4 protein-coding genes and 6 rRNA genes are annotated in these 18628 nt (G+C 58.6%); 1 reads left to right on the forward strand and 9 read right to left on the reverse strand.

The features are described from left to right. Positions 1-320: 320 nt before the first annotated feature. The 6 genes from rrf (BLLJ_RS09645) to BLLJ_RS09670 all read right to left on the reverse strand — a co-directional run bounded on the left by rrf (BLLJ_RS09645) (position 321) and on the right by BLLJ_RS09670 (position 11807). A 5S ribosomal RNA gene (rrf, locus tag BLLJ_RS09645) occupies positions 321-437 on the reverse strand. A gap of 170 nt (positions 438-607) precedes the next feature. Beyond that, positions 608-3673: ribosomal RNA gene (locus tag BLLJ_RS09650) — 23S ribosomal RNA — on the reverse strand. Between the two features lie 432 nt (positions 3674-4105). Further along, positions 4106-5630: ribosomal RNA gene (locus tag BLLJ_RS09655) — 16S ribosomal RNA — on the reverse strand. An 867-nt stretch (positions 5631-6497) separates the two neighbouring features. Then, positions 6498-6614, reverse strand: a 5S ribosomal RNA gene (gene rrf, locus BLLJ_RS09660). A gap of 170 nt (positions 6615-6784) precedes the next feature. Beyond that, a 23S ribosomal RNA gene (locus BLLJ_RS09665) occupies positions 6785-9850 on the reverse strand. A 432-nt stretch (positions 9851-10282) separates the two neighbouring features. Beyond that, a 16S ribosomal RNA gene (locus BLLJ_RS09670) occupies positions 10283-11807 on the reverse strand. The 16S, 23S and 5S rRNA genes sit together here, the layout of an rRNA operon. A gap of 579 nt (positions 11808-12386) precedes the next feature. Between BLLJ_RS09670 and BLLJ_RS09675 the strand changes: the two genes are divergently transcribed. After that, positions 12387-13142, forward strand: a complete 756-nt coding sequence (locus BLLJ_RS09675) for an SIR2 family NAD-dependent protein deacylase (protein ID WP_007051834.1) — start codon at positions 12387-12389, stop codon at positions 13140-13142. A 145-nt stretch (positions 13143-13287) separates the two neighbouring features. Here BLLJ_RS09675 and ilvA read toward each other — a convergent pair whose 3' ends face one another. The 3 genes from ilvA to BLLJ_RS09690 form a co-directional block, all read right to left on the reverse strand. Further along, positions 13288-14553 (reverse strand): threonine ammonia-lyase, encoded by a 1266-nt coding sequence (gene ilvA / locus BLLJ_RS09680; protein ID WP_007051833.1) that lies wholly within the window; start codon positions 14551-14553, stop codon positions 13288-13290. A gap of 247 nt (positions 14554-14800) precedes the next feature. Further along, complete coding sequence (locus BLLJ_RS09685; RefSeq protein ID WP_013583018.1) at positions 14801-16621, reverse strand: glycoside hydrolase family 13 protein; 1821 nt, start codon at positions 16619-16621, stop codon at positions 14801-14803. 123 nt (positions 16622-16744) lie between these two features. After that, positions 16745-18607 carry a Sip1-related alpha-galactosidase gene (locus tag BLLJ_RS09690; RefSeq protein ID WP_007054605.1) on the reverse strand — a complete coding sequence of 621 codons (1863 nt, stop codon included), beginning with the start codon at positions 18605-18607 and terminating at the stop codon, positions 16745-16747. Between the last annotated feature and the right edge of the window lie 21 nt (positions 18608-18628).

Consider the following 18628-nt stretch of genomic DNA (forward strand, 5'->3'; position numbering starts at 1 on the left):
CACTAGAACCCACCGTTTCTGGCTCCCCTCAGGGGGGGGGAGCCGTCCGCACAGCAGACCGGGGGGAGGAGGCCCGGGCGTCGGGATTCCACGGTCACGGACGTGCTGTTTTCCGGATTTCCTGCGGAAATGGGAACGCGCCGCGCCGTCTCTCTTCGGCCCCGACGGCGGGGCCGGCCGGGAATGGTCCCGGACGTGGGTCTCATGAGTGCGAGAAGCCCCGGGTGTTTTTGTGGGGGTGTGTGGGTTTGGGTCGTGAGTGTTTCGGGTATGCGAAAGCCCCTTGGGGCGTGTGCTCCAAGGGGCTTCCTGTACGTGTGGTGCGGCGGCGTGCTACTCTCCCACACCCTGTCGGGTGCAGTACCATCGCCGTGCCAGGCCTTAGCTTCCGGGTTCGGAATGGGACCGGGCGTCTCACCTGGGCCATGGCCGCCGCAAATCTTCTCTTATACGGTCAGACGCTGGGGTCTGCCGGCCTGTGGCGGCCTGGGAACCGGACAGCGGACGCGGATATGTCGATGTTTCGTCTTGTGGCCAGACAATGCTCATTGCCGTCTGGTGTCGTTTGCAGGAGGAAGATGCGGTCCAACCGCCAGGGGTTGGAATGTTAGTGTTGCCTTTCGTCCGTTAGTACCGGTCGGCTCCACCCCTCGCGGGGCTTCCACGTCCGGCCTATCGACCACGTGTTCTGCATGGGGACTACAGGAACTCGAAGGTTCCACGGAATGCTTATCTTGGAGCAGGCTTCCCGCTTAGATGCTTTCAGCGGTTATCCCTTCCGAACGTAGCCAACCGGCCGTGCCACTGGCGTGACAACCGGCATACCAGAGGTTCGTCCACCCAGGTCCTCTCGTACTATGGGCAGGCCTCCTCAGCATTCCAACGAGCGCAGAGGATAGAGACCAAACTGTCTCACGACGTTCTGAACCCAGCTCGCGTGCCGCTTTAATCGGCGAACAGCCGAACCCTTGGGACCTGCTCCAGCCCCAGGATGCGACGAGCCGACATCGAGGTGCCAAACCATCCCGTCGATATGGACTCTTGGGAATGATCAGCCTGTTATCCCCGGGGTACCTTTTATCCGTTGAGCGATGCCGCGTCCGTACACCGGCACCGGATCACTAGTCCCGACTTTCGTCCCTGCTCGGACCGTCGTCCTCGCAGTCAAGCCCGCTTGTGCACTTGCACTCGCCACCCGATTGCCAACCGGGCTGAGCGGACCTTTGGGCGCCTCCGTTACTCTTTGGGAGGCAACCGCCCCAGTTAAACTACCCGCCAGGCACTGTCCCTGAACAGGATGACTGTTCGAGGTTAGACATCCAATGCGAACAGAGCGGTATTTCACCTTACGGCTCCGCGCGATCTGGCGACCGCGCCTCTCGGCCTCCCGCCTATGCTACACAATCCACACCGAATGCCAATACCAAGGTATAGTAAAGGTCCCGGGGTCTTTTCGTCCTTCTGCGCTTAACGAGCATCTTTACTCGTACTGCAATTTCGCCGAGCTCCTGGTCGAGACAGTGGGGAAGTCGTTACGCCATTCGTGCAGGTCGGAACTTACCCGACAAGGAATTTCGCTACCTTAGGATGGTTATAGTTACCACCGCCGTTTACCGGGGCTTGAATTCACCGCTTCACCCGAAGGCTGACGGATCCTCTTAACCTTCCGGCACCGGGCAGGCGTCAGTGCATATACAGCGGCTTGCGCCTTCGCATGCACCTGTGTTTTTGGTAAACAGTCGCTACCCCCTGGTCTGTGCCACCCCCAAAAGCTCCCACAGCAAGTGTGTTCACCATCGGGGGTCTCCCTTAAACCGAAGGAACGGGAGTGATTTGCCGAGTTCCTTGACCAGGATTCGCTCGATCGCTTTGGTATTCTCTACCTGACCACCAGTGTCGGTTTGGGGTACGGGCGGCTTTGAGCCTGACGCCGAAGCTTTTCTCGGCAGCCGGGATCACCGGATATCGGGCCATAAGGCCCCCATCATCGCACCTCGGACCCATGCGGGACGGATTTGCCTGTCCCACGCCCTGCGTGCTTGACCACGGAAGACCACCTCCGCGGCCGGCTACCCTTCTGCGTCACTCCTGCGCTGACCTACTACAAGGATCGGTCCCAACAGGCCAGGGCATCCCGCCCCCGAAGGAGCAGTAAGCCCGGACCCGGAGGTTAGTACTCCAAGCCTCGGTTTTGGCGGCTGAAAGCCGGTACGGGAATATCGACCCGTTCATCCATTCGACTACGCCTGTCGGCCTCGCCTTAGGACCCGACTCACCCAGGGACGATGAACGTGGCCCTGGAACCCTTGGTCATCCAGCGGACGGGATCTTCACCCGTCTCTCGCTACTCATGTCTGCATTCTCACTCCCATGAAGTCCACGGCGCGTTCACACGGCCGCTTCGCCCCTCATGGGACGCTCTCCTACCCAGTACAAAATACTGCCGCGTCTTCGGTGGTGTGCTTGAGCCCCGCTACATTGTCGGCGCGGAACCACTAGACCAGTGAGCTGTTACGCACTCTTTCAAGGGTGGCTGCTTCTGAGCCAACCTCCTGGCTGTCTATGCGACTCCACATCCTTTCCCACTTAGCACACGCTTCGGGACCTTAGACGACGGTCTGGGCTGTTTCCCTTTCGACGACGAAGCTTATCCCCCGCCGACTCACTGCCGGGATACGCGTCACCGGTATTCGGAGTTTGGTTGCTGTTGGTACCCGATACGGGCCCGCAAGCATCCAGTAGCTCTACCCCCGGGACGTAATGACCCGACGCTGCACCCAAATGCATTTCGGAGAGAACCAGCTATCACGGAATTTGATTGGCCTTTCACCCCTAGCCCCAAGTCATCCCCCCGGTTTTCAACCCAGGTGGGTTCGGTCCTCCACGCGGTCTTACCCGCGCTTCAACCTGCTCAGGGCTAGATCATCCCGCTTCGGGTCCAGGACACGCGACTCAAACGCCTTTTAAGACTCGCCTTCGCTACGCATACCCCACACGGGTTATGCTCGCCACATGCCACTGACTCGCAGACTCATTTTTCGATAGGCACGCCGTCACCCCACAAAAGGGCTCCGACGGATTGTAGGCGCACGGTTTCAGAGACTGTTTCACTCCCCTCCCGGGGTACTTTTCACCTTTCCCTCACGGTACTCGTTCGCTATCGGTCAGACAGGAATATTCAGGCTTACCCAACGGTCTGGGCGGATTCGCACGGGGTTCCACGGGACCCGTGCTACTTGGGAGACGCGATCGGCAGACCATGCGCGTTCAGGTACGGGGCCCTCACCCTCTGCGGCCCGGTATTCAACCCGGTTCCCCTGACACATGGTTTTCTGCAACTGCCGGCCGGCCCGTCGGAGCCGGCGCACGCGATCCCGCAACACCCCGCGCGCAACCCCCGACGGGTATCACACGCGCAAGGTTTGGCCATCATCCGCTTTCGCTCGCCACTACTCACGGAATATCCTTTCCTGCAGGTACTGAGATGTTTCACTTCCCTGCGTACCCCCCGGCCGAAGCCGGTACCGACCCATGACGGTCGGTGGGTTCCCCCATTCGGAAATCCTCGGATCAAAGCCCTGTTGGCGGCTCCCCGAGGCATATCGCAGCCTCAAACGTCCTTCATCGGTCCTGTCTGCCAAGGCATCCACCATACGCCCTTGCAAGCAACACACACCACGAAAGTGCATGGCCGCAAGATTCCTCTAGCAAATTCCCAGACGACAAATCATCACACTAAAAATGATCACAAAACGATCGAAACGAACAATAGAGTTCGATTCGAAATCAACAGCAAAACAAAGATTCAAAAACTCTTGTTTTGCTCGCGTCCACTATCCAGTTCTCAAGCCACCACGCACCGCCACGCCATCGCGCCGGCACACGGCCGGCCCCCAGGCACGACGGGCATCGAATCGCGCCAGGCAAAAAGCCTGGGGTGGCGATCCGGGAGCCCAAAAGCGCATCCATACCACCCCGGCACCCACCGCACGACCGGCAGGGCAAAGCCAACGACGTCTTCCACACCAGCAACCCCGCCGCCATCGCACCATGCGACGCGCGGGGCGCACACCGTCGGACGAACATCCGACTGAATTCTCCGTAGAAAGGAGGTGATCCAGCCGCACCTTCCGGTACGGCTACCTTGTTACGACTTAGTCCCAATCACGAGCCTCACCTTAGACGGCTCCATCCCACAAGGGGTTAGGCCACCGGCTTCGGGTGCTGCCCACTTTCATGACTTGACGGGCGGTGTGTACAAGGCCCGGGAACGCATTCACCGCGACGTTGCTGATTCGCGATTACTAGCGACTCCGCCTTCACGCAGTCGAGTTGCAGACTGCGATCCGAACTGAGACCGGTTTTCAGGGATCCGCTCCGCGTCGCCGCGTCGCATCCCGTTGTACCGGCCATTGTAGCATGCGTGAAGCCCTGGACGTAAGGGGCATGATGATCTGACGTCATCCCCACCTTCCTCCGAGTTAACCCCGGCGGTCCCCCGTGAGTTCCCGGCATAATCCGCTGGCAACACGGGGCGAGGGTTGCGCTCGTTGCGGGACTTAACCCAACATCTCACGACACGAGCTGACGACGACCATGCACCACCTGTGAACCCGCCCCGAAGGGAAGCCGTATCTCTACGACCGTCGGGAACATGTCAAGCCCAGGTAAGGTTCTTCGCGTTGCATCGAATTAATCCGCATGCTCCGCCGCTTGTGCGGGCCCCCGTCAATTTCTTTGAGTTTTAGCCTTGCGGCCGTACTCCCCAGGCGGGATGCTTAACGCGTTAGCTCCGACACGGAACCCGTGGAACGGGCCCCACATCCAGCATCCACCGTTTACGGCGTGGACTACCAGGGTATCTAATCCTGTTCGCTCCCCACGCTTTCGCTCCTCAGCGTCAGTAACGGCCCAGAGACCTGCCTTCGCCATTGGTGTTCTTCCCGATATCTACACATTCCACCGTTACACCGGGAATTCCAGTCTCCCCTACCGCACTCAAGCCCGCCCGTACCCGGCGCGGATCCACCGTTAAGCGATGGACTTTCACACCGGACGCGACGAACCGCCTACGAGCCCTTTACGCCCAATAATTCCGGATAACGCTTGCACCCTACGTATTACCGCGGCTGCTGGCACGTAGTTAGCCGGTGCTTATTCAACGGGTAAACTCACTCTCGCTTGCTCCCCGATAAAAGAGGTTTACAACCCGAAGGCCTCCATCCCTCACGCGGCGTCGCTGCATCAGGCTTGCGCCCATTGTGCAATATTCCCCACTGCTGCCTCCCGTAGGAGTCTGGGCCGTATCTCAGTCCCAATGTGGCCGGTCGCCCTCTCAGGCCGGCTACCCGTCGAAGCCACGGTGGGCCGTTACCCCGCCGTCAAGCTGATAGGACGCGACCCCATCCCATACCGCGAAAGCTTTCCCAGAAGACCATGCGATCAACTGGAACATCCGGCATTACCACCCGTTTCCAGGAGCTATTCCGGTGTATGGGGCAGGTCGGTCACGCATTACTCACCCGTTCGCCACTCTCACCACCAAGCAAGCTTGATGGATCCCGTTCGACTTGCATGTGTTAAGCACGCCGCCAGCGTTCATCCTGAGCCAGAATCGAACCCTCCACAAAAAAACTTCATGAAAAGCATCCGAATAGATGACTCTCAAAACAAAAAATTGACGAGCACGTCCTTAAGGAAGGACGCCCTCAAAAAACCTCACCCCTCATCAAACCCTCCCGGGTACCCAACCACCACGACAGGCAATCAGGCGAGGAATGAACTGGCAATCATTGACTATAAAGAAGTAGTACAAACACGCTCTTGAGTTCTCAAACCACCACCACTCACCCACCTCGCAGCTCCCCGGAGGAGAACCACTCGCTGAGCGGCAGCAAGGAAATAACTTACACGCATTCACGGACTCGCGCAAATCGGGCGCACGAAGATAAGCCCAAATCGTTGAAACGACAGGCTTCGCTCGGCGTGTCGAAATCGACGTTTCGCACGTCTATATCTTCAGTCTAGAACTAGATATCGTCGAAAATTGGATTGAAAATTTTGGTCGATGGGCGTGTCGCGAATTACCTCTTACGGCGCATGTGGTGCACCGCCAATTATCGGAATCATCATTGATCCAGTACACCGATAAGAACCATTATGTTCGGATTACTATATGCTCGCCAGTCGTGCGCCAATCAACCGCCTGGTAGCGATGCGGTTGCCGTATCGCTTGCCTTGGCACGACCAACGACCGAATGGCATCAGCACATTCAGAACCGCCGGTCCGATCCATGCATCGCAGCACAGATCAGTCGTGGTCCCACGGGTATGGGGAGGCCCCGTTGCCGTGTGGGTGCCGGAGGTGTCCTGTTTGTGTCCGGGCATGCGAGAAGCCCCGGGTGTTTTTGTGGGGGTGTGTGGGTTTGGGTCGTGAGTGTTTCGGGTATGCGAAAGCCCCTTGGGGCGTGTGCTCCAAGGGGCTTCCTGTACGTGTGGTGCGGCGGCGTGCTACTCTCCCACACCCTGTCGGGTGCAGTACCATCGCCGTGCCAGGCCTTAGCTTCCGGGTTCGGAATGGGACCGGGCGTCTCACCTGGGCCATGGCCGCCGCAAATCTTCTCTTATACGGTCAGACGCTGGGGTCTGCCGGCCTGTGGCGGCCTGGGAACCGGACAGCGGACGCGGATATGTCGATGTTTCGTCTTGTGGCCAGACAATGCTCATTGCCGTCTGGTGTCGTTTGCAGGAGGAAGATGCGGTCCAACCGCCAGGGGTTGGAATGTTAGTGTTGCCTTTCGTCCGTTAGTACCGGTCGGCTCCACCCCTCGCGGGGCTTCCACGTCCGGCCTATCGACCACGTGTTCTGCATGGGGACTACAGGAACTCGAAGGTTCCACGGAATGCTTATCTTGGAGCAGGCTTCCCGCTTAGATGCTTTCAGCGGTTATCCCTTCCGAACGTAGCCAACCGGCCGTGCCACTGGCGTGACAACCGGCATACCAGAGGTTCGTCCACCCAGGTCCTCTCGTACTATGGGCAGGCCTCCTCAGCATTCCAACGAGCGCAGAGGATAGAGACCAAACTGTCTCACGACGTTCTGAACCCAGCTCGCGTGCCGCTTTAATCGGCGAACAGCCGAACCCTTGGGACCTGCTCCAGCCCCAGGATGCGACGAGCCGACATCGAGGTGCCAAACCATCCCGTCGATATGGACTCTTGGGAATGATCAGCCTGTTATCCCCGGGGTACCTTTTATCCGTTGAGCGATGCCGCGTCCGTACACCGGCACCGGATCACTAGTCCCGACTTTCGTCCCTGCTCGGACCGTCGTCCTCGCAGTCAAGCCCGCTTGTGCACTTGCACTCGCCACCCGATTGCCAACCGGGCTGAGCGGACCTTTGGGCGCCTCCGTTACTCTTTGGGAGGCAACCGCCCCAGTTAAACTACCCGCCAGGCACTGTCCCTGAACAGGATGACTGTTCGAGGTTAGACATCCAATGCGAACAGAGCGGTATTTCACCTTACGGCTCCGCGCGATCTGGCGACCGCGCCTCTCGGCCTCCCGCCTATGCTACACAATCCACACCGAATGCCAATACCAAGGTATAGTAAAGGTCCCGGGGTCTTTTCGTCCTTCTGCGCTTAACGAGCATCTTTACTCGTACTGCAATTTCGCCGAGCTCCTGGTCGAGACAGTGGGGAAGTCGTTACGCCATTCGTGCAGGTCGGAACTTACCCGACAAGGAATTTCGCTACCTTAGGATGGTTATAGTTACCACCGCCGTTTACCGGGGCTTGAATTCACCGCTTCACCCGAAGGCTGACGGATCCTCTTAACCTTCCGGCACCGGGCAGGCGTCAGTGCATATACAGCGGCTTGCGCCTTCGCATGCACCTGTGTTTTTGGTAAACAGTCGCTACCCCCTGGTCTGTGCCACCCCCAAAAGCTCCCACAGCAAGTGTGTTCACCATCGGGGGTCTCCCTTAAACCGAAGGAACGGGAGTGATTTGCCGAGTTCCTTGACCAGGATTCGCTCGATCGCTTTGGTATTCTCTACCTGACCACCAGTGTCGGTTTGGGGTACGGGCGGCTTTGAGCCTGACGCCGAAGCTTTTCTCGGCAGCCGGGATCACCGGATATCGGGCCATAAGGCCCCCATCATCGCACCTCGGACCCATGCGGGACGGATTTGCCTGTCCCACGCCCTGCGTGCTTGACCACGGAAGACCACCTCCGCGGCCGGCTACCCTTCTGCGTCACTCCTGCGCTGACCTACTACAAGGATCGGTCCCAACAGGCCAGGGCATCCCGCCCCCGAAGGAGCAGTAAGCCCGGACCCGGAGGTTAGTACTCCAAGCCTCGGTTTTGGCGGCTGAAAGCCGGTACGGGAATATCGACCCGTTCATCCATTCGACTACGCCTGTCGGCCTCGCCTTAGGACCCGACTCACCCAGGGACGATGAACGTGGCCCTGGAACCCTTGGTCATCCAGCGGACGGGATCTTCACCCGTCTCTCGCTACTCATGTCTGCATTCTCACTCCCATGAAGTCCACGGCGCGTTCACACGGCCGCTTCGCCCCTCATGGGACGCTCTCCTACCCAGTACAAAATACTGCCGCGTCTTCGGTGGTGTGCTTGAGCCCCGCTACATTGTCGGCGCGGAACCACTAGACCAGTGAGCTGTTACGCACTCTTTCAAGGGTGGCTGCTTCTGAGCCAACCTCCTGGCTGTCTATGCGACTCCACATCCTTTCCCACTTAGCACACGCTTCGGGACCTTAGACGACGGTCTGGGCTGTTTCCCTTTCGACGACGAAGCTTATCCCCCGCCGACTCACTGCCGGGATACGCGTCACCGGTATTCGGAGTTTGGTTGCTGTTGGTACCCGATACGGGCCCGCAAGCATCCAGTAGCTCTACCCCCGGGACGTAATGACCCGACGCTGCACCCAAATGCATTTCGGAGAGAACCAGCTATCACGGAATTTGATTGGCCTTTCACCCCTAGCCCCAAGTCATCCCCCCGGTTTTCAACCCAGGTGGGTTCGGTCCTCCACGCGGTCTTACCCGCGCTTCAACCTGCTCAGGGCTAGATCATCCCGCTTCGGGTCCAGGACACGCGACTCAAACGCCTTTTAAGACTCGCCTTCGCTACGCATACCCCACACGGGTTATGCTCGCCACATGCCACTGACTCGCAGACTCATTTTTCGATAGGCACGCCGTCACCCCACAAAAGGGCTCCGACGGATTGTAGGCGCACGGTTTCAGAGACTGTTTCACTCCCCTCCCGGGGTACTTTTCACCTTTCCCTCACGGTACTCGTTCGCTATCGGTCAGACAGGAATATTCAGGCTTACCCAACGGTCTGGGCGGATTCGCACGGGGTTCCACGGGACCCGTGCTACTTGGGAGACGCGATCGGCAGACCATGCGCGTTCAGGTACGGGGCCCTCACCCTCTGCGGCCCGGTATTCAACCCGGTTCCCCTGACACATGGTTTTCTGCAACTGCCGGCCGGCCCGTCGGAGCCGGCGCACGCGATCCCGCAACACCCCGCGCGCAACCCCCGACGGGTATCACACGCGCAAGGTTTGGCCATCATCCGCTTTCGCTCGCCACTACTCACGGAATATCCTTTCCTGCAGGTACTGAGATGTTTCACTTCCCTGCGTACCCCCCGGCCGAAGCCGGTACCGACCCATGACGGTCGGTGGGTTCCCCCATTCGGAAATCCTCGGATCAAAGCCCTGTTGGCGGCTCCCCGAGGCATATCGCAGCCTCAAACGTCCTTCATCGGTCCTGTCTGCCAAGGCATCCACCATACGCCCTTGCAAGCAACACACACCACGAAAGTGCATGGCCGCAAGATTCCTCTAGCAAATTCCCAGACGACAAATCATCACACTAAAAATGATCACAAAACGATCGAAACGAACAATAGAGTTCGATTCGAAATCAACAGCAAAACAAAGATTCAAAAACTCTTGTTTTGCTCGCGTCCACTATCCAGTTCTCAAGCCACCACGCACCGCCACGCCATCGCGCCGGCACACGGCCGGCCCCCAGGCACGACGGGCATCGAATCGCGCCAGGCAAAAAGCCTGGGGTGGCGATCCGGGAGCCCAAAAGCGCATCCATACCACCCCGGCACCCACCGCACGACCGGCAGGGCAAAGCCAACGACGTCTTCCACACCAGCAACCCCGCCGCCATCGCACCATGCGACGCGCGGGGCGCACACCGTCGGACGAACATCCGACTGAATTCTCCGTAGAAAGGAGGTGATCCAGCCGCACCTTCCGGTACGGCTACCTTGTTACGACTTAGTCCCAATCACGAGCCTCACCTTAGACGGCTCCATCCCACAAGGGGTTAGGCCACCGGCTTCGGGTGCTGCCCACTTTCATGACTTGACGGGCGGTGTGTACAAGGCCCGGGAACGCATTCACCGCGACGTTGCTGATTCGCGATTACTAGCGACTCCGCCTTCACGCAGTCGAGTTGCAGACTGCGATCCGAACTGAGACCGGTTTTCAGGGATCCGCTCCGCGTCGCCGCGTCGCATCCCGTTGTACCGGCCATTGTAGCATGCGTGAAGCCCTGGACGTAAGGGGCATGATGATCTGACGTCATCCCCACCTTCCTCCGAGTTAACCCCGGCGGTCCCCCGTGAGTTCCCGGCATAATCCGCTGGCAACACGGGGCGAGGGTTGCGCTCGTTGCGGGACTTAACCCAACATCTCACGACACGAGCTGACGACGACCATGCACCACCTGTGAACCCGCCCCGAAGGGAAGCCGTATCTCTACGACCGTCGGGAACATGTCAAGCCCAGGTAAGGTTCTTCGCGTTGCATCGAATTAATCCGCATGCTCCGCCGCTTGTGCGGGCCCCCGTCAATTTCTTTGAGTTTTAGCCTTGCGGCCGTACTCCCCAGGCGGGATGCTTAACGCGTTAGCTCCGACACGGAACCCGTGGAACGGGCCCCACATCCAGCATCCACCGTTTACGGCGTGGACTACCAGGGTATCTAATCCTGTTCGCTCCCCACGCTTTCGCTCCTCAGCGTCAGTAACGGCCCAGAGACCTGCCTTCGCCATTGGTGTTCTTCCCGATATCTACACATTCCACCGTTACACCGGGAATTCCAGTCTCCCCTACCGCACTCAAGCCCGCCCGTACCCGGCGCGGATCCACCGTTAAGCGATGGACTTTCACACCGGACGCGACGAACCGCCTACGAGCCCTTTACGCCCAATAATTCCGGATAACGCTTGCACCCTACGTATTACCGCGGCTGCTGGCACGTAGTTAGCCGGTGCTTATTCAACGGGTAAACTCACTCTCGCTTGCTCCCCGATAAAAGAGGTTTACAACCCGAAGGCCTCCATCCCTCACGCGGCGTCGCTGCATCAGGCTTGCGCCCATTGTGCAATATTCCCCACTGCTGCCTCCCGTAGGAGTCTGGGCCGTATCTCAGTCCCAATGTGGCCGGTCGCCCTCTCAGGCCGGCTACCCGTCGAAGCCACGGTGGGCCGTTACCCCGCCGTCAAGCTGATAGGACGCGACCCCATCCCATACCGCGAAAGCTTTCCCAGAAGACCATGCGATCAACTGGAACATCCGGCATTACCACCCGTTTCCAGGAGCTATTCCGGTGTATGGGGCAGGTCGGTCACGCATTACTCACCCGTTCGCCACTCTCACCACCAAGCAAGCTTGATGGATCCCGTTCGACTTGCATGTGTTAAGCACGCCGCCAGCGTTCATCCTGAGCCAGAATCGAACCCTCCACAAAAAAACTTCATGAAAAGCATCCGAATAGATGACTCTCAAAACAAAAAATTGACGAGCACGTCCTTAAGGAAGGACGCCCTCAAAAAACCTCACCCCTCATCAAACCCTCCCGGGTACCCAACCACCACGACAGGCAATCAGGCGAGGAATGAACTGGCAATCATTGACTATAAAGAAGTAGTACAAACACGCTCTTGAGTTCTCAAACCACCACCACACCAGCCAGACGGGAAACCAACCAGAGGAAGGAACCCGCCGCGCTGAGCGGCAACAGGTGAATAACTTACACGCATGTCCGGATTCACGCAAATCAAGGCGCACAAAAACCCCAGGAATCGGCATAACAGCGCGGTTCCCTCGGCGTGTCGCACAGAGCCCACTTTGCTCTGATGAGGCTAGGTTAACCCCTCAAATGTTTCTGAAAAGCATCAAATCCACTATTCGGCTGGCGTGTCGCGAGAGTTTTCAGCTTGTCGGCCCTGCGTTCATCTCTCGGCAACCACACTGCCGGCGCACAATCGGCGCATGACAGCGCTCCGTCATCGGATTTCGTTCATGAATCGCGGGTATACCTGTAGTTATGACCAAGAAGATTGCTGTATTAACCGGGGCGGGCATTTCCACGTCCGCCGGCATCCCTGATTTCCGCGGTCCGGACGGTGTGTGGACCAAGCATCCTGACCAAATGAGCGTTTACGACATCGATCTGTTCCTGCGCAACAAAGAGGACCGCGAGTACTCCTGGCGCTGGCAAAAGGAATCGCCAGTATGGAATGCGCAGCCCGGCACTGCGCATAAGGCGCTGGTCAAGCTGGAACAAGCCGGCATGCTGACGCTGCTGGCCACGCAGAACTTCGATGCGCTGCATGAGAAGGCCGGCAACAGCGACAACGTCATCGTGAACCTGCACGGCACTATCGGCACCTCGCATTGCATGAAGTGTCATCAGGAATATGCCACGGCGGACATCATGGCCCGTTTGGATGAAGAGCCCGACCCACATTGCCATCGCAAACTGAAGTATCGTGGCGATATGCCGTGCAATGGCATTATCAAAACCGATGTGGTGTATTTCGGTGAGGCGTTGCCGGACGGCGCGATGGAGAAGTCGTACAGTCTGGCCACCAAAGCCGACGAACTATGGGTAATCGGATCGACCCTTGAGGTGTACCCGGCGGCGAGCATTGTGCCGGTGGCCGCGCAGGCGGGCGTGCCCATCACCATTATGAATATGGGTCACACGCAATATGACCATCTTGCGAGCCGCTTGATTCATGAGGATATCGCCGTTGCCCTGCCGAAGTTGGTGGACGAGACGATTGCGGAGAACAAGTAGCCCTCAGCATAACGAAAGCGCCGGTGGGTGGGTTAAGCAACTGATGATTGTCGGTTAACCACCCACCGGCGCTTTTGCGCCACCTCCCGCCAGCGGGAGGTATTGGAGCACACTTCTGCGCGGCTTCCCGCCAGCGGTATTGGAATCAGTAGATGCGCTTGGGCTGGAATCCGGCTTCCCTGAGTGCCGCGAGGATGCGGTCGATGTGCTCGGGGCCGTTGGTCTCGACCGTGACGCCGAGAGACACCGCGTTGGTGTAGTGGCCGGATGCCTTGAACTGGTCGTGATCAAGCTGAATGACGTTGGCGCGCTGCTCGGCAAGCAGGGTGGCCACCTTGACGAGCTGGCCCGGAGTATCCGGCAGCTCGACCTCGAAGTTCATGATGCGGCCGCGGGCGATCATACCTTTCTGAATCACCGCACCCATGGTCACGGTGTCGATATTGCCGCCGGACATAATCGGAACCACCACGTGCGGGCCGGTGGCGGCGGCGAACTTGCGCGAACGCAGGTTCAGGTGTTCCAGCGCAGCCAGCGAAACGGCGCCGGCCGCCTCGACCACCAGCTTATGCTTCTCGAGCATGAGCAGAATCATTTCGTTGATGTCGCGCTCGGTGACGGTGACCAGATCGTCCAGGAACTCGTTAATCAGAGCGAAGGGCAGGTCGCCGGGGTGCTTGACCGCAACACCTTCGGCGGAGGTAACCACATGGTCAGCCGGAGACACACGACCCGCGGCCAGCGAGTCCTTCCAGGCCGGTGAGCCCTCCGGAATCGCACCGATTACGCGCACTTCAGGCTTGAATGTCTTGATGGCGAGCGCCACGCCGGCACCCAGGCCACCACCACCGAGCGGCACGACCACGTCAGTGACGTTCGGCACGTCTTCAAGGATCTCCAGACCGATGGTGCCTTGGCCGCAGATGACTTCGTAATCGTCGAATGGCGGCACGTAAATCATGCCTTCCTTGTCGGCGAGCTCAGCAGCGTGGGCGGCGGATTCATCGAACACATCGCCGTACAGCACCACGTCGGCACCGTAGGCCTTGGTGGCATCGACCTTCAGCGGCGGGGTGATCTGCGGCATGCAGATGGTGGCCTTGGCTCCACGCTCGCGGGCCGCATAGGCCACACCCTGGGCATGGTTGCCGGCAGACGCGGTGACGATGCCGTGAGCGATCTGCTCTTCGGTGAGCGAAGCAATCTTGTTATAGGCACCGCGGATCTTGAAGGATCCGGTGACCTGCAGGTTTTCCGGCTTCAGGAGAATCTCATGGCCGGTCATCTCGCTCAGCACCGGAGAAGGAATGATCTCCGTGTGGCGGGCAGTGCCTTTGAGTCGTTCGGCGGCCAGCTTCAGTTCGGCTGCATGATCACGTTGCAGCGCCTTCAAAACATCCTTTTGTTCCATAGCTTTCCATTGTAAGCACCACAATGCCGAGAGACACCAGCTATCTCGCTTCACAGAGGTACATTCGGCCTTTTGCAGACAGCTATCTGTTTTCATAGGGGTACCGAGAAGCAAAAACCCCGGGTATAAGCCTTGATTTTCAATGCTTATACCTGGGGTTTCGACGTTACGGTACCTCTCTCAAGACAGATAGCATTTCGGGATAGCCCCGAAGTACCTCTTTGAGCGGAGAAAGGCACTCAATGCACTACAACTGGATGACGGCTGCCTCCCACGGGTCGAGCTCGCGGTTGGCAAGGGAGGCCACGGTGTGCGGAGCGTCATACGTGCTGATCACCACATTCGGCTCGGCGATTCCGACGGCGGCTAGTTCGGCAGCCTCACGTGGCAGGTCAACGGTTCGACTGGACATATTGACTACGACCAACAACTTCTCAGCGTCGAGCTCACGGGTAAAGGCATAGACGTGCGGATCAGCGGCGTCAATCAGTCGCCAGTCGCCGGCGGCCACGACCGGGCTGTTGTGACGCAGCGCAACGAGTTGCTTGTAGAAGGAGTACACCGAATCCGGATCATCGAATTCACCGGCGGCGTTGATCTCGGCATGATTCGGATTCACGGAAATCCATGGCTCAGTGGCGGCGTCCGGAGCGGTGAAACCGGCGTAGCCGGAACCGTCCCATTGCATCGGAGTACGCGCGTTGTCACGGCTGCGCGCGGCCAGACCGGCCATCATTGACTCAGACGACTGCACCTTGGCCTCCTCGACCCTCTGCCGGTAGGCATTCAAGGATTCAAGGTCACGGTACTGGTCGAGACGCGTGAAGTGGGCGTCGGTCATGCCCAGTTCCTCACCCTGATAGATGTACGGGGTGCCGCGGTGCATGTGCAGCATCAGGCCAAGTGCCTTGGCCGAACGGACGCGGGATTCCTCCGCGGAGTCGTCGCCCCAGCGGGAGACCACGCGCGGCTGATCATGATTGCCGGTGAACAAGCTGGCCCATCCTGCGTTCTGCACGGCAGTCTGGTAACCGGCCATAATGCTCTTGAATTTCGGCAGGTCAAGCGGCAGCGGCTTCCACTTGGTACCTTCGCAATCAAAATCAACATGCTCGAACAGGAAGAGCATGTCCAATTCACCGTTGCCCGGATCAGTGATGTGCTCGTTACGCTGAGCCGTGACGCCTGGCGCCTCGCCCACAGTCAGGAAGCCTTCACGCCCCTCGAATACCTCACGTCGCATTTCAGCCAGGAATTCATCCTGACGGGGGCCGTCCGCACAGAACGGATTCGGGTTGGAATAGCCCTCCTCGCCCACAGGAAGATCCTCAAGCTCCGAGCCGTACTCGCCCGGCAGCTTGCCGTTCGAATCGGTGCGCTTGGAGATCAGGGTGATGACGTCCATGCGGAAGCCGTCGACGCCTCGGTCAAGCCACCAGTTCATCATGTCGTACACAGCGCGGCGCACGGCAGGGTTCTCCCAGTTGAGGTCCGGCTGCTTCTTCGAGAACTGATGCAGGAAGTATTCGCCACGCTCGGGGCAGTATTCCCATGCGGAGCCGCCAAAGTAGGAGCCCCACTGATTGGGCTCGGCGCCGGGCTCGCCGGGCGTGGTGCCGGGACGAGCCGGACGCCACCAATACCAGTCGGCGTGTTCGTCGTCTTTGTTCTTGGATGCTTCAAACCAGGCGTGTTCATCGGAAGTGTGATTGACAACAAGATCCATCACGATCTTGAGCCCACGCTTGTGGGCCTCGGCCAGCAGCTCGTCCATATCGTCGAGCGTGCCGAACAGAGGATCAATGTCCTGATAGTCGGAAATGTCATAGCCGTTGTCGTCTTGCGGAGACTTATAGACCGGGGATAGCCACAGCACATCCACGCCAAGATCAGCTAAGTAATCAAGACGCGACGTGATGCCCTTAAGATCGCCGAATCCATCGCCGTTCGTGTCTTGGAAAGAGCGCGGGTAAATCTGATAGACCACCGCGTTGGACCACCACGGATTGGGGGTGGCGCCGTTGGTGCGGATGGCGTCGGGGATTATTGCGCGGTTGAAAGTAGTCATCATTGGCTCCTTATTGATATCTATATTGCTCGTTGCTCACAGTCTAAAAATTGGCGAATTACATTCCCATTGGAGAACTGCGTTGGTGTGCCGGAAAATAAATATCAATCGGCATATGCGCTTTCATGATTGCACCCGGAAAACACGCAGTCGGCCGTACTCGATCTCGCAAGTATGGGTTTCTCCCGGATTCATATCAATCGTCGCACCATGGTCATCGATGATGCGGCAAGAGCGACCGCTAGCCGTAATAATGCCGATTTGTGGCTGCCGGCGCAATCCGACGAAAGCGATGACCTGTTCTGCGCCGAATCTTGCTGTGACACCGAGCGCATAGTCCGTATGTTCGGGGTCATTGAGCAGTGACGCAATGACTGGTCGGGCCGGCTCATCAGGACGCGGTAATGTACCATCTTCGGCAAGTAAATCACGCAAGACAGCCGCATCAGTGTGACCGCAGGCATCGGAACAATACACTGGTCCGCCGCTAAGCAATCGGAGCACGGCATGGACTCGCGCATGGGGATGCTCCGTCCAGAACATGTCCCAATCACAGTGGTACAGCTCCCCCATCAGCAGTGCACAGTATGCGTTCTGGATAAGGTGTTCGCCCAGCGAATCAGGATTGTGCGGTAGATAGTCGTCGCTACTACGGGTGATTGGCGATGAAGGACGATGCCAATAATCCTCCGGTGCCATGCCCATGCAGTTAATCAATGCGCCGCCGAATCGTCGTGAGGTCACTTCATCAAGCGCCTGATGGCGTCCCCAGGTGGCTTCACCGTAACTTTCGGTGCCACGAACCATTACTGACGTGGAACTTTGCGAATCCACTTTGACGAAATCGACGCCGGCTTCGGCGAGTTCGCCGTCCCAGGCATCCCAGAACTGTGCGGGTTGTTCAGCACGACTTCCAGGAATCAGGCAACCATTCGCCGTGGTGGTTATTGCGGTCGGGCAGCTGGCCGCGGCTACACCCGATTCGTCCAAACCATTCCAATAGCCTTGGAACGCCTGCCACACGCCTACGCTGCGCACGCCATAGTGCGTTTTGAGCAGCGCAATGGTGTGGGCAAGCCCGTGGGGGAAACGTTGGCGATCCGCGCCAAAGTCGATCAGGGTTTCCTTTGTGCGATCCGTGTTGGACCAACCGTCATCGATAAGCACCCAGGAAATGGGCACATGCTTGGCTTGGAACTCCTCCATCTTGTTGACGATAGCCTGCTCGTTGACATCTCGCCCCAATGAATCCCAAGTACACCATCCCAACCCGGTGAGCGCATCCGGGAATGGACGCTCCTTACGGGTGCGAATACCCAGCTGGCGTGCTGCCGTTTGTGTGGCAGCTCGAATGGCCATATACGGGTCGGATGCGCAAGCGATATATGCGGCAGTGTCACATAGAGTCGTGCGACCAACCCGGTTGGAAGACAGCACGAGCCGCAAAGCCGTGTCATCAGATTCTGTTGCGGGCTGCCCACTGAAATCAGCCCGAATATCCGTGCCGCAGATAGCGACCAACACTAGCCACTCGGCATCTTCGGCATCGTTGTTGCGGCGTAACAATAACTGCGTGCGTTCAGGCAGTTCAGATGGTGTACGCACCCAGGTCGGGCGCATCCACCACTCCTTGTGCTGGTATAGCGCCAGCATGGTGTCATCGTTGCCGCTGTCGACGCCGGCCATGGTGAGCGACACGTCAATCGCATGGTGGGGCTCAAACGCTTGTTGTTCCTGAAAGGCAGCGGCGCGGTCCTTGGGCTGGGGTGCATGCGCGTTCACATCGATACGCCAGAGTCGCACCTGAGCATCACCCTGGATACCCGCACTGGACGTGCACTCGTCTTCGCATGATTCGGGAACGATTGTGACGGCTTCTACCGGCAGTTCACAGATTGCCGAAGCCTGTTCGCCATAGACGGCACGACCGGTATCAAGATGGGCCGTTACCGTGCGAACGGTTATTGGACAGGTTTCGGCAATCATTGGCGTAACTCCTTGGTGTTC

This window comes from Bifidobacterium longum subsp. longum JCM 1217, from assembly GCF_000196555.1.
Taxonomy (GTDB): Bacteria; Actinomycetota; Actinomycetes; order Actinomycetales; family Bifidobacteriaceae; genus Bifidobacterium; species Bifidobacterium longum.

Excerpts from the sequence above, each read along its gene's own strand:
- BLLJ_RS09675 (WP_007051834.1), top strand. The coding sequence starts at position 12,387 with ATGACCAAGAAGATTGCTGTATTAACCGGGGCGGGCATTTCCACGTCC.
- ilvA (WP_007051833.1), bottom strand. The coding sequence starts at position 14,553 with ATGGAACAAAAGGATGTTTTGAAGGCGCTGCAACGTGATCATGCAGCC.
- BLLJ_RS09685 (WP_013583018.1), bottom strand. The coding sequence starts at position 16,621 with ATGACTACTTTCAACCGCGCAATAATCCCCGACGCCATCCGCACCAAC.
- BLLJ_RS09690 (WP_007054605.1), bottom strand. The coding sequence starts at position 18,607 with ATGATTGCCGAAACCTGTCCAATAACCGTTCGCACGGTAACGGCCCAT.